Origin of the sequence: Morganella sp. EGD-HP17, from assembly GCF_000512315.2 — a bacterium.
GTDB lineage: Bacteria > Pseudomonadota > Gammaproteobacteria > Enterobacterales > Enterobacteriaceae > Morganella > Morganella morganii.
This window is the reverse complement of sequence record NZ_AZRH01000010.1, coordinates 1-13,434: the sequence shown is the minus strand read 5'-3', so window position 1 is coordinate 13,434 and position 13,434 is coordinate 1. Positions and strand designations below refer to the sequence as shown.

8 protein-coding genes, 1 tRNA gene and 1 pseudogene are annotated in these 13,434 nt (G+C 38.7%); 7 read left to right on the top strand and 3 right to left on the bottom strand.

The window, feature by feature from the left end; translation table 11 throughout:
* Positions 1–7 precede the first annotated feature (7 nt).
* Positions 8–1,594 (bottom strand): RNA repair transcriptional activator RtcR, encoded by a 1,587-nt coding sequence (gene rtcR / locus X965_RS11615; RefSeq protein ID WP_036418172.1) that lies wholly within the window; start codon positions 1,592–1,594, stop codon positions 8–10.
* A 195-nt stretch (positions 1,595–1,789) separates the two neighbouring features.
* Here rtcR and X965_RS11610 point away from each other — a divergent pair, with 195 nt between their 5' ends.
* A complete protein-coding gene (locus tag X965_RS11610) occupies positions 1,790–3,016 on the top strand; it encodes an RtcB family protein (protein ID WP_036413148.1) in 1,227 nt (408 codons plus the stop codon).
* 60 nt (positions 3,017–3,076) lie between these two features.
* Here the strand turns inward: X965_RS11610 and ampH are convergent, their stop codons facing one another.
* Positions 3,077–4,300: a D-alanyl-D-alanine-carboxypeptidase/endopeptidase AmpH gene (gene ampH, locus X965_RS11605; protein ID WP_024474288.1), complete on the bottom strand. Its 1,224-nt coding sequence runs from the start codon at positions 4,298–4,300 to the stop codon at positions 3,077–3,079.
* Between the two features lie 396 nt (positions 4,301–4,696).
* Here ampH and X965_RS11600 point away from each other — a divergent pair.
* The 6 genes and pseudogenes from X965_RS11600 to X965_RS11575 all read left to right on the top strand — a co-directional run bounded on the left by X965_RS11600 (position 4,697) and on the right by X965_RS11575 (position 11,988).
* Positions 4,697–4,778 (top strand) — tRNA-Leu (locus tag X965_RS11600).
* Positions 4,779–5,363: 585 nt separating this feature from the next.
* Positions 5,364–6,297: pseudogene (locus X965_RS11595) on the top strand (tyrosine-type recombinase/integrase).
* 250 nt (positions 6,298–6,547) lie between these two features.
* Positions 6,548–9,145 (top strand): ATP-binding protein, encoded by a 2,598-nt coding sequence (locus X965_RS11590; RefSeq protein ID WP_036418170.1) that lies wholly within the window; start codon positions 6,548–6,550, stop codon positions 9,143–9,145.
* Entirely contained in the window at positions 9,142–9,801 is a 660-nt protein-coding gene (locus X965_RS11585) for a hypothetical protein (protein WP_036418168.1), read from the top strand. Before X965_RS11590 ends, X965_RS11585 begins: the two co-directional genes overlap by 4 nt.
* 1 nt (position 9,802) lies before the next feature.
* The gene (locus X965_RS19325; RefSeq protein WP_152902687.1) at positions 9,803–10,381 is read left to right on the top strand and encodes an HNH endonuclease; all 579 of its coding nucleotides are present in this window, start codon (positions 9,803–9,805) and stop codon (positions 10,379–10,381) included.
* 2 nt (positions 10,382–10,383) lie between these two features.
* Positions 10,384–11,988: an Eco57I restriction-modification methylase domain-containing protein gene (locus X965_RS11575; protein ID WP_036418164.1), complete on the top strand. Its 1,605-nt coding sequence runs from the start codon at positions 10,384–10,386 to the stop codon at positions 11,986–11,988.
* A gap of 454 nt (positions 11,989–12,442) precedes the next feature.
* Here X965_RS11575 and X965_RS11570 read toward each other — a convergent pair whose 3' ends face one another.
* On the bottom strand, positions 12,443–13,066 hold the full coding sequence (locus X965_RS11570) for a hypothetical protein (protein ID WP_036418162.1): 624 nt from the start codon (positions 13,064–13,066) through the stop codon (positions 12,443–12,445).
* Between the last annotated feature and the right edge of the window lie 368 nt (positions 13,067–13,434).

Sequence of the window (13,434 nt, the reverse complement as noted above, 5' to 3'; positions counted from 1 at the left end):
TGTCATTTCAGCGGCCGGTAATCTGTTCCCAACTGAGATTAAAACGGGCCAGATACTTCCGCAGCCGGTCAGCATCATTGGGTTGTTTCTTCTGCTGACGGGAAACGGCAAACAGTGTGCGTCCGGCATCAGAAAGTGTCTGTGAACGGCGGCAGACGGCAATTACAGTTTCCAGCTGCTGACGATCAAATAAATCAATTTCACCCACCCCGGCAGGCAACGTCACCGCTGTTTCCGTGCTGTGCCACTGATTTTTCAGCCGTTCGGTTTCTTCCTCCACCAGTGCGGTGGTGATCCGCCCATTCTCTGCAAAGGTTGCCATCCGCGTGACAGAGGCACTCAGTTCACGGAAGTTACCGCGCCACAAAGCCGGTGGTGAGCAGGCAAAGGCGAGGTAGTGCTGCCTGGCGTCGGTATCAAACCGGACACGGGTCTGCTGATCGCGGCTGTATTTCGCCAGCTCATAATCTACGTTCGGCTCAATATCCTCGCGCCGCTGTGCCAGTCCCGGCAGTGCAAAGGTCCACATATTGATGCGGGCGTATAAATCCTCACGGAACAGCCCTTCGCTGACCCGCTGTGCCAGATTGCGGTGTGTGCCGGCGATCAGGGAAAAATCACTCTCTGTTTTATGATCCGAGCCGTAAGGGAAAAATCGTTTTTCCTCAATGGCTTTCAGCAGCATTGCCTGTTCGTCGGCGCCCAGCTCGGCAATCTCATCCAGAAACAGGATCCCGCCGTCTGCCTCTTTCAGCAGTCCGCCGCGCGCCTGAATTGCTCCGGTGAATGCCCCTTTCTCATGGCCGAACAGGGCGGACATGGCATTATCGCCGCGCAGTGTGGCGCAGTTCACCTCCACAAAACGCCCTTTTACCTGATGGCGGCTGCGGCGCAGTTCATAAATCCGCCGTGCCAGGAATGATTTTCCGGCACCTGTCGGCCCGGTCAGCAGAACAGGGGCGGCGGAGCGCAGAGCAACACGCTCGATTTTATCGATCATGGTATTAAACCCGGCATTGCGCGTGGCAATACCGGACTTCAGAAACGCGACCTGTGCCTGCTGCTCTTTCTGAAAGCGTCCGGTGATCTGTGTATAGCGGCTGAGATCGAGGTCAATAATGGTATACACCCCGGCAGGATCTTTATCCCGTGCGTCATGGCGCGGTGCAGTCTGGATAAGGCGCGCGGGCAGATAGCTGGCTTCGGTCAGCAGGAACCAGCAAATCTGTACCACATGGGTGCCGGTAGTGATATGCACCAGATACTCTTCATTTTCAGTATCAAACGGGTAGTGAGTGGCAAAGTCCAGCAATGCGGTATATACCTGCTCAAAATCCCACGGGTCGGCAATATCCACCTCGCGCAGCATCACTTCAGTCTGCGGGGAGGCCTGCTCTATATCCTCTTTTACCCGGCCTGCGGTCTGCATATCACCCGGCTGATAAACCAGCTCAAAGCGGTCAATATGCAGATCCGGCTGCTGACACAGCCCGATACTCGGCCGCCATTTATGCCAGCGGTTGGCTTTCTTGCCGCGCCGGTCAAGTACCGTGCCGAGAACACCAATCACAACGTTTTTCTTTGCGGATGACATGATTTATCTTTCCGGATAAAAGACGATATTAAAAGATAAAGTCAGCATACGGGATTTCAGGGCGGGATGTTATCCCCAAAATAGAGTCAATAAATTATTCGTTAAATATCATAAAGATAAATAAATATTTTCTGATTAAACAAAACTGGCACACTTATCGCAATACTACCGGTACCAAACGAAAGGAATGTAAAAATGATAAATCGTGATTTTAATGAACTGATTCAGGAAAACAGTGCGCCGGTAAAATTGTGGACAAACGGTGTACCGGTGGATCCGAAAGCGGTGCTGCAATTGCAGAATACGGCAAAAATGCCTTTTATTTTTAAACACCTGGCGGTAATGCCGGATGTGCATGTCGGTAAGGGATCGACTATCGGCAGTGTTATTCCGACCAAAGGCGCGATTATCCCGGCCGCTGTCGGGGTGGATATCGGCTGCGGAATGATCGCGGTGAAAACCTCACTGACCGCGTCCGACCTGCCGGATAGCCTGCAAAATATCCGCTTTGCCATTGAGGCCGCGGTACCGCACGGACGAACTACTGAACGTCACGGACGGGATAAGGGAACCTGGAAAAATGTCCCGGATATTGTTGATAACCACTGGATGCAGCTGGATGAGCAGTTCCGCCGTATCTGCGATAAATACCCGAAACTGCGTAATACCAACAACTACAAACATCTGGGAACGCTGGGAACCGGGAACCACTTTATCGAACTGTGCCTGGATGAGACAGATTTTGTCTGGGTGATGCTGCACAGCGGGTCACGCGGTGTCGGTAATGCTATCGGCAACCTGTTTATCTCGCTGGCACAAAAAGATATGCAGACGCACATTGCCAATCTGCCGGATCGCGATCTGGCGTATTTCGAAGAGGGAAGCGTGCATTTTAACGATTATATGGAAGCGGTCGGCTGGGCGCAGGATTTTGCCCGTCATAACCGCGAAGTGATGATGCACCGCGTGCTGGAAGCCCTGTCCCGTGAAATCACCAAACCGTTCACCACACAACAGGAAGCCGTAAACTGCCACCATAACTATGTGCAGAAAGAACAGCATTTTGGTGAGGAAGTTCTGGTAACACGAAAAGGGGCGGTATCGGCACAAAAAGGGCAGATGGGGATCATCCCGGGCTCTATGGGCGCGAAAAGCTACATTGTGCGCGGACGCGGAAACGAAGAAAGCTTCTGCTCATGCAGCCATGGTGCAGGTCGTGTGATGAGCCGTACCGAAGCGAAAAAACGCTTCTCAGTGGCAGACCAGCAGCGCGCTACTGCTCATGTGGAGTGCCGTAAAGACAGCGATGTGATCGACGAGATCCCGATGGCGTACAAAGATATCGATGCGGTGATGACCGCACAGTCATCACTGGTGGAAATTGTGCATACACTGCGTCAGGTGGTGTGTGTGAAGGGGTAAGGAAACAGTCACTGCATATACAGAACATGCCCGCGCCTGATGCGGGCATGCTCTTTTGTATCACAGGTAATTACGGGTATGCAGATCTGCCAGGGAGCGGACCAGGTCATTGACACCATTTGGTAACGGACTGAATTTACTGCCGTCTTTGCGGGTCATCACCACGAATACACCGATATTTTTCTCCGGTATCATCGCCATATAGGTATTAAATCCGCCGCCGCCGCCGGTTTTCTGATAAATCGCCGGAATATCCCCGACCGGCGCCAGATACACCCAGCCGAGACCCAGACCGTCAGCCTCACCGGCAACGTCCATCCCTTTAATTTCATTCAGATGACCACGTTTAAAATAGATGGTCTGCTCTTTGGTGGCTGTCGCTTTGCGCTGTGTATTGCCGGAAGAGAGGAAGCGCTGCATCCACTTCTGCATATCCGCCGGGGTGGAATACACCCCGCCGCTGCCGATAGCCGCCAGCGTGCTGTAACAATCACTCGGTTTAAACCCGACCATCAGCCGCTTACACTGCGCGGCAGACGGATTATAGGTCGTATCTTTCATACCCGCCGGTTGTGTCACATAGTGGCGGAACAACTCGGTATACGGACGATTTCCGGCTTTTTCCAGGGCATCTGCCAGTAAATCATAGGCCAGGTTGGAATACGCAGCTTCCGTTCCCGGCTGAGCCGTCAGTTTGGCGGTTTTCAGCCAGGTCCAGCGCTGATCGCGGCTCGGCCAGGTAAACACCGGACGGCCCCATTTCCCGCCGGGCTGCTCACGCGGCAGGATACTGGTATGACTTGCCAGGTGGAACAGGCGGATCGGCTTGCCGTTATAGGACGGCACGGAGGACTGTTTATAACTGTATTTCTGCAGCGGATCATTGAGATTGACCAGGCCGTCATCCGCCATCTTCACCATCACCTCGCTGGTCATCAGCTTACTGACGGACGCAATGCGGATCAGCGAATCCGTCCGTGGCTTAATACCATTTCCGGGACGGGTCTCGCCGTAGCTGCGGTGAAAAACTTCATTATTATCAATCACCACCATAAACATACCGCGGGCATCGGTTTCGGAGAAAATCTTCTCACCGATCTCATCGACCAGCTGCGGTGCCAGCTTCAGTGCTTCCGGATTGCTTTCAACAATAGACCAGTCAAGCGGCGGACGTTCGGCAGACGCTGTACTGTGTTTCTCCGGCTGCGAAGAACAGGCGGACAGCGCGATAGCCAGCAGCGATAACGGCATCAGGCGCACAATATGACGGTGTAATTTACTCATGATAATTCAACAGCCTTCCATGCAGACACAGGGATATGACACTGTAAGTCAGTTATTTTTTGAAGATACGTAACAGGATACCAATGACGATACCAATAAAAATACCTGTCGCAACCCATCCGGCAAAGCCCATACCCACCTCACATTTATCGGGAACCGGAGAGGATTATATAAGCAATTGTATTGATGTCTATTCATCCGGGGCACAATCGCGGCAAATAAAAAAATATTATTATTCAGTGCGGAAATAAAGCAGAAAGCGCCCGCCGCCGCACAAACCCCGTATCCTGCTGAAACGCCGTCTTTTTAACCACTCAGCAAACCGCCTCAGTGATAGTTGTTGCACCACAGAGTGCCGCAAGTATAATAACGACGTTTTCCAGAACACACTTCTGTGCCGGAGTGGCGGAATTGGTAGACGCAGTTGATTCAAAATCAACCGCCCACGGGCGTGCCGGTTCGATTCCGGCCTTCGGCATTCTTAAGTGAAATCAAGCTACCGTAAGGTGGCTTTTTTTGTGCCTGAAATTCACTATCCGGCTGTTTTTCTCTGCATTTTTCGTTTGTAACTTACTGTAAAATAACATTTTAATTTTTTATTACGGGTTCATGTAACGCATTCCTGTTACGCCGTCGCCGTCCGGGCGCTACCGGGGCAAAAAAGTCAATTTCAGGGTCAATTCGCTTCGATTTACATTTTGACCCGGAAAAAGCGGTCAGTTTCAGGGCTGAAAAGGGCGCGCATTAATAGATTCACTATCAATAAATAATGAAAATACGTTCATGGAATAAATAACGGTATCGATATATCCCGGTAAAAAAGCATCACTTTTATTTTTTCAAATAAAAACAATGCATTAAATTTCACCTTACAGGCTGTATTAACCCACTATGAAGCCGGTTTATTTATCCTGCATTGTTTTCGGTTGTCCACGCTGTTCTGCGCCTCTCTGTCATCCGCACAATAAATGTTTGATTTCGCAAATAGACTTCTTTGTTGTCTCTGAAATACGTAAAAGCCACGATGCGATAAACCAATTCGACAAAGGAGTGATCCGGACTTATGGCATTAAGCGACATAGCAGCAAGGAACGCAAAACCCGGTAAAAAGATGTACAAACTGACCGACGAATATGGTCTGTATCTTCAGGTGAATCCGGCCGGTACAAAGCGCTGATATTTTAATTTCGTATTTGACGGCAAACAGAGCCGGATTGCCTTCGGCGGGTATCCGCTGGTGTCGCTGTCACGCGCCCGTGAGAAACGCGATGAAGCCCGTCTGATGATACTGGACGGTGTTCACCCGAAGCAGAAACGTATCGCGGAAAAGGAAGCCGAAGAGGACGCGCTGAATACCTTTGAGAAAATGGCGCGGGAATGGTCACAGCAGATGCTCAGACGGCGGCGCTGGCGCGATCTGGAAACTTGGAGTCAAACTCACCTTGTTAGTTTTCATTCGTTCCAGTGAGCTGCATTTTGCTCGTTGGGATGAAATCGATTTTGAAAATGCCATGTGGACGCGCCCCGCTGAACGAGAAGCGATAGAAGGGGTTAAATATTCACACCGCGGATCAAAAATGCGTACTACACATTTAGTCCCTTTAAGTAGACAAGCCATTGAGATCTTAAAACAGATTTATCAATTCAGCGGCAACCACGAACTGATCTTTATTGGTGATCATAATCCAAGAAAACCAATGAGTGAAAACACAGTGAATAACGCATTACGTGTGATGGGCTATGATACTAAGACGGAAGTGTGTGGGCATGGTTTCAGAACAATGGCGTGTAGTTCGTTGATTGAGTCAGGGTTGTGGTCTAAGGATGCAGTAGAAAGGCAGATGAGCCACCAAGAACGCAATTCAGTAAGAGCAGCTTATATTCATAGAGCTGAACATATTGAGGAAAGGAGACTGATGGTGCAGTGGTGGGCGGATTATCTGGATGCGAATAGAGTACAGAGAGTTTCACCTTTTGATTTTTCGGTAATAAGCTAGTTTTATCTAGAGCCACTAAATCCAACAAGTTTAGCTTGTTAGATCAATAGATAAACTTTAAATGGCAAGAAAAATTGCTTAATGTATAGTGTCCATAACAGCACATATCATAAAATGTTAATTATTGATAGATAGTTAAACAGAAGAGGTATGAGGTAAATAATTTTGAACTAAACTATAAATAAATCATTGAAATACATTTACATAGATATATAATTTAAGTTTAATCAATTTTTGATAAGGGGGAGTTATGGATGCTTTACAGTTTAATGTCTCTGCTCGAGCTGCGATTTTAATTGGAAGGGAAAACATCGCTAACTCTGAGGGCGCAATAATAGAATTGGTCAAAAATAGTTATGATGCTGATTCCGATTTTTCTATTATCCTTATAGATAACAAGTTTACAACACTCCCCGAAATAATCTTATTGGATGATTATAATTCAATAAAAAAAATATGTAGTCAAGAATTTTTTAAAGTTATAGAAAATTTATATAAATATAGTGATGCTGGATATATTTATAAAGGTGAAAAGCCTTTATATGATAATTCAATGAAAGAAGTAGAACAAAGATTTATTAGTGAGCTGAAACCTTTATCAGCGCTTTATATTATTGATAATGGTTCTGGTATGTCAGCAGAAACAATTCGTGAAAATTGGATGACCATTGGCACTGCAAATAAAAAAAATATAGCAATAACATCGGATAAAAAAAGAGTCAAATCAGGAGCTAAAGGTATTGGACGTTTTGCATTAGATAAACTAGGTAAAAAATGTGACCTAATAAGTATAGATAAAAAAAATAAAGGTAGCGCAGTGCATTGGTCAGTTGATTGGTCTCAATTTGAAAATCCTAATGCAACAATAGATCAAATTAAAGCAACTTTAGAAAGTTTAAATTTAGATAATTTAAATGATGGGTTGGATTATTTACATGGGAATCAGTCGTCTAGGAAAAATATAAATAAAATATTAGGCGAAATTGAAAAGTTAACATCAACTAAATATGCTTGGATAAATAATAGGGACTACCTTAGAAATGGTACTATTATTAAAGTAACTGGTTTGCACGATAACTGGAATGATAAATTTGTAAAAGGACTATTTAATAAACTAGCCGTTTTAGTTCCTCCAGCAGAGATAAATGATTTTAGTATTCATATATTACCTGCACTGAATACCAATAACTTTGGTGAGGTTTTAACTAGTTATTGTGAAGATTTTGATTATAAAATAGTTGCAGAGGGTGATGATTTTGGAAAAGTCAATGTTACAGTTTATAGAGAGGAGTATGATATTGAAATTATTCCAGATTCATTTTTCAATAGACCTAAGTTGAAGAATTCCAAATACTATAATAAAAATGTTTTTTTAGAAAAGAAATATACAAAAGTTATTGATGTTCAAAAAGAGCTAGGTGACCGGGTTGACAATGAATTAATTAAGAAATTAGGGAATTTTGAGTTTATTTTATACTATTTAAAGAAAACTGTATCAAATGACTTAAAAGATGTTTTTTATAATAAAAAAATAAATAGTAGTGCACGTAAAGAGTGGCTAGATAGTTTTAGCGGGATAAAGATCTACCGAGATGGATTTAGAGTTAGGCCATATGGTGAAATAGCTGGCCCTGCGTATGATTGGCTAGGCCTCGGCAGAAGAAAAGCCGCGAGTCCTGCGGGGATATCTAAACCTGGGGGCGGGTATAGAATAGAACCTGATAATATATCAGGTATTGTTAAAATATCTAGGCTAACAAACCCTGATTTTGATGATAAATCTAGCCGGGAAGGGTTACAAGAAAGCGAAAGTTTTATGATATTTCAAAATCTATTAATAGAAATAATATCTATTTTAGAAAAAGATAGAGCTTTTATCGCTTCAGAATTTAGAAATTTTGATAATGAAATTAATGGCCCTAAAAGGGATCTAGAAAAAGCTAGGAAGCTAGCAGAAGAAGTAAACAAAAATAAAAGTGAAAAAGCTAAAGAGACTCAGTCAGACGAAGAAAATAAAGATGTTACAATTTTGGCAAATCTAGTTGAGTATCAGACAGAAGAAATAGAACAATTAAAAGATGAGCAAAAAATGCTAAGAGCAATGGCTAGTAGCGGTATTGTATCAGCAGCATTGAGCCATGATGTTGAAAAAATAAGAGGGCGGTTGGCTGAATACGCTGATGATATAAAAGAGAATATTTCTGAATTTATTGATGAAAATCAAAATTTTGATGATGATATTTTTAATCCATATATAACTATTCAGCAATTAAAAAAAGATAATGATAAAATATTTACATGGCTTGGTTTTTCGTTAGAGTTTATCAAAAAAGATAAAAGAAAGAGAAAGGAATTATCAATTGTAGATTACTTTGATCGATTATATAAAAACTGGAAAACTACACTTGATGCTAGGGGTATTGAATTAATAATAAATATACCAGAATATCTTAGTATAAGAGCGTTTGAGGTAGACTTTGATAGTATATTTATAAATCTATTTACAAATACAATAGAGGCATTTGACTTACCAAATCAAAACTTAGTTAGAAGGATAACTATTTCTGCTGAAGAATTTTCATCTATATTACAAATAACATATCAAGATACAGGTCCGGGAATATCTTCTGCAATAGATGAACAAAATGATATATTTGAGCCACAAGTAACCACAAAAAAAGATGAATATGGAAACATAGTTGGTACAGGGTTAGGTATGTGGATCATAAAAAAAACCGTTGAGGAATATGCAGGAAAATCTATCATTTTAAAAAATATAGGTGAGTCTGGTTTTGGTATTCGTTTCGAACTTCCAATGAGAAAATCAAACAGTGGTAAACAACAATGAACATTATTTATGTAGATGAAGAAGTAGAGCAACATCGTCAATTTAAATCAAGGTTAAAAGACCTTATAAGAACAAAAGAAATTTCTGTATGCTGCATATTTCCTAAAAATAGCATTGAGGAAACTATTGATGAAATATTATCAAATTTACCTGACATATTAGTTTGTGACTGGCAATTAAATGCTATTAAAGAAGATGTTAATTATCCTGTACCATATACAGGTGCGAAATTAATTGAAGAATTTCTTAAAGTTAAGCCAAAGTTTCCGGTATATCTTAATACTGCATTAGTTTCAGATGGTATTAGTGATGATTATACCAAAGATGTAAATATTGTATTTCCCAAGTCAATGAGTATGACAGAACCAGAAGGTTATGACCTATCAATCATAAAAAAAATGGAGATACAAATCAATAAGTACAGGAACCAAATTAAGGAATGGGAAGATGAGCTTATCGCTCTTATAAATAAAAAAGACAGTGGTGAATTAATAACAGCTATGGAAGAGGAAAGAATTATTTATTTGGATGATAAACTCGAGAGTTCATCTAATATGAAAAGTAAAACACCAGTAATGTTAAAGGATGATAAAAATATAGAACTATTGATGAGTTTAATAAAAAAGACCGATGAAATATTAAGTAAGGTAAAATAAAGTGACTCATGAAAAATATTTGTTTCGAGAGCGTTCACCACATAGAACATGCACCGCTGTATACTCTGACTATCGAAGATATAAATCTCAAATAGCTTCAGATTTTAACTATAGATGTGCATATACGGATAGCCCAGATTATTTTTTTGGTGGGAAACGTTGTTTTCACATAGATCATATTAAACCAAAGAGTAAGTATCCTAAGTTAATAAATGATTATACTAATTTGGCATATGTGTGTTCATATGTGAATATAAAAAAATCCAATATAGAGATGATTATTCCTGATCCGTGTTTAATAGATTGGAATCTTATTTTTTATAGAGATAGTTACGGTAATATAAAACCGAATATTGAAAATAATGAATCAGTTATGTTATATTCATCACTTTCTCTCTATTTGAAAAGATATGGAATAATTTTTATTCTAGAAAAATTATTTAATCAAAAGCAAAAACTACATGAATTATGTGAGAGCTTAGGTGGGTATGAACATGTGGACAAAGATATCTTGATATTAATAGCAGAATTAGATAAGTTATACCATAAGTATTATAAATATTTACAAATTGAGCTTTGAGTATGAATTCCAAAAAAACAGGTTCTTTCTATACGCCAGGTGTAATTTCTGATTTTTTTTGTATTTATATAGAAAAAAAAATAACTAAAAGAAATATAAGAATACTAGAACCAAGTGTTGGTGATGGTCAATTCATTAAATCACTTTTTAAATTTGATAATTTTAAAAATAAAATAGAAAAAATAGTTGCAGTTGACATTAATAAAAATGAATTATGTAAGTTAAATGATATTAATGTTTTTAAAAATATTTCAATTGATATAATTAATGATGATTTTTTAAATTATCAAGAAGTAACAAATGAAAAATTTGATTTAATTATAGGTAATCCTCCATATATAAAAAGAACTCTATTAAATCAGCCTCAGTTAGATAAAATATCTGAAATTAATGCGAGTTTTAATATAAATAATGTTTCGGCAAAAAACATATGGCCATCTTTTATTTTATCTGGTATTAAATTATTAAATGATGATGGTATGATGCTATTTGTATTGCCAGCAGAGTTAATGCAAGTGAAATATGCTAGTAACTTGAGGGATATTTTACTTAAAGAGTTTGATAGGATAGAGATTTTTACTTTTAAAGATTTAGTTTTTGATTCTTGTAAAGGGCAAGATACGATTGTTTTTTGGGGGGAAAAGAAAACAAATAAAGAGAAAGGGCTTTTTTTCTATAATATACTTGACTCAAAAAATCCATATATAAAAAAAGAGTTATTCTTAAATTACAAACCTGATTTAAATCTAAAGTGGACTAGTTACTTATTAAATAAAGATGAAATTAGTCTTATAAATAAATTAATTGATAGATTACCAGTTTTATCAGAATTATGTACGTCAAAACCAGGGGTTGTAACGGCAGCTAATCAATTTTTTATTATTAATAAAGTAGAGAAAGATAGATTTTTATTGCCAGATAATAATACATTACCTATAATCCAAAAATCTTCTATTCTTAAAAAAGGAATAATTATAGATAAAGATTTATTTGACAAAGTTTCTTTGGAAGGTACACCTTGTTATTTATTAAATTTAAATGGTGTTAATGTCAAGGGTTATAAGAAACTATGTGAGTATATCTCTGAAGGAGAAAATTTAAATCTTCATACTAGATATAAAATGTTGAAAAGAGATATCTGGTTTAATATTAATAATATAAAATCACCAGCACCTATACTTTTTTTTAAAAGGTCTCATTTATTTCCTAAGCTAATCAAGAATGATGCTAATTTAACTGCAACTGATAGCGCTTATTATGTCTATCCTAATAATAATGTTATTGTTTCGAATTTAGTTGGATCTTTTTATAATTCGATAACTATGATTATGGCAGAAATATATGGGCGATATTATGGTGGAGGTGTTTTAGAGTTAACTCCAAATGAGTTTAAATCATTGCCAATCCCTTATTCAGATTATAGTATCGATGACCTGCATGAATTAAATAATTTATTTATAAATAGAGTTGATATTAATGAGATTTTAGAAAAAAATGATCGTAGATTATTTTCAAAATATTTTAAAGGTATTACTGAGGCTGACCTAAGTAAGATAAAGGAAATTAGAGAAAAATTGTCAAATAGAAGGTTAAGGGGAGGTGGTTGACTTTCAATTTATTGATGATGGATGAGGATGTATTATCACATTATAAATTTTAGTGACAAGTGTAGATTATATTTAATAATTTAGATTAATTAATATCGCTTTTGTAAGTATCTCTGAATAATCTGATGCCAGAAAAATACCGGTTGTTGGCTGTAAATAACGGAATATAAAAAATGTGTGGAGCTAAAATTGGTATATTTACAGACTATCAGATAAAAATATAAGCGAGATTGTATTCGCTCGGTGAATGGTATTGATGGCGATATCAAATTGAATAAGGCACTGTGGGTAATGACTGAAAAAGTGTGCGATTATTTTGTGTGGTGCGAGTAATTGAGACCAATATTTCATATTGAATCTGTTAGAAGCTACTATTTTGAAACAGCCGCATGTACAGAAATTTAAAATTAATTAGAAATAAAAAGTGTAATTTTTTATATGTAACCGGTAAGGATTACTTAAATATTGCATATATGGTTATAATTGAGCTAATTCCGCCAAGCAATTTCCATAACCAATCAGAATATATGAATTTAGCTAGGCTTTTGTTTTCTGTGTATTTTTTACTCTTTAGCTCTAAGTATTGTATACGATATTGGTCTAGTTTACTTTCTGAAAAAATAGCACTAGATACTCGAATATAACGAAAGAAATCTTGAGTTGCAGCTTTAAGGACTGAATCTGTAATCTTGGTTGGATCTGAATATATACTCCAAATAATATTTGGTTGGATACGAGTTAAATTCTCAGAAGTATAAGGATAGAGTATAATTGCTACATCACCAAGATCTGATTGTGATAGAACTAAAGCAGCCCCATGTTCTATGTTTATTTTTTGACTAGGGGTATTATGAGTTTTTGTGTGTGTTCTTATTGGATGTTGTCCTGAGAATAATTGTATTTGTCTATTATTATCATCTTGTGAAACATAAAGAGCTTCAAAAAATCCATCTTTTTTAGCTTGCTCACAGATATTTTTAAAGTAAAGCCTAAAGAGCTTAACATGTATATTCCAATTTATAATTTTGTAGAAATTATTATTTGCGGCTGCATTATTTTTTTTATTTTCTGATAGCATTTTTTTAACTCCTAGTGTTGGTGGATTGATATATCAGAATGTTACTAGTAATGATATTTTAATGAATATGTTAAGATTACATCGTTTTTGGGCTAGTGCAATAATACCCATAAGTTGTAATAAGGTATACTTAGTAAGATATATTTTATCATAGATGATAACTTGTGGATTAAATATTTATGCTTTATTTTAGATAAATTCCAATGTGGTATATATTTTAGTATAAAAAACAATCTAAAAATATATTATTTAAATTTCATACTGTTAGTCTTATTTCTTTATTCCGGACTTCGCATCATAAGAACATCATGATCTCTTCCCAAAATCAGCGCCAGGTTAAATCAGAGATCCGGACCTTTTGATCTCTT

Coding starts and splice junctions, on each gene's coding strand:
- X965_RS11590 (WP_036418170.1), top strand. CDS start 6,548: ATGGATGCTTTACAGTTTAATGTCTCTGCTCGAGCTGCGATTTTAATT.
- X965_RS11570 (WP_036418162.1), bottom strand. CDS start 13,066: ATGCTATCAGAAAATAAAAAAAATAATGCAGCCGCAAATAATAATTTC.
- X965_RS11585 (WP_036418168.1), top strand. CDS start 9,142: ATGAACATTATTTATGTAGATGAAGAAGTAGAGCAACATCGTCAATTT.
- X965_RS11575 (WP_036418164.1), top strand. CDS start 10,384: ATGAATTCCAAAAAAACAGGTTCTTTCTATACGCCAGGTGTAATTTCT.
- rtcR (WP_036418172.1), bottom strand. CDS start 1,594: ATGTCATCCGCAAAGAAAAACGTTGTGATTGGTGTTCTCGGCACGGTA.
- X965_RS11610 (WP_036413148.1), top strand. CDS start 1,790: ATGATAAATCGTGATTTTAATGAACTGATTCAGGAAAACAGTGCGCCG.
- ampH (WP_024474288.1), bottom strand. CDS start 4,300: ATGAGTAAATTACACCGTCATATTGTGCGCCTGATGCCGTTATCGCTG.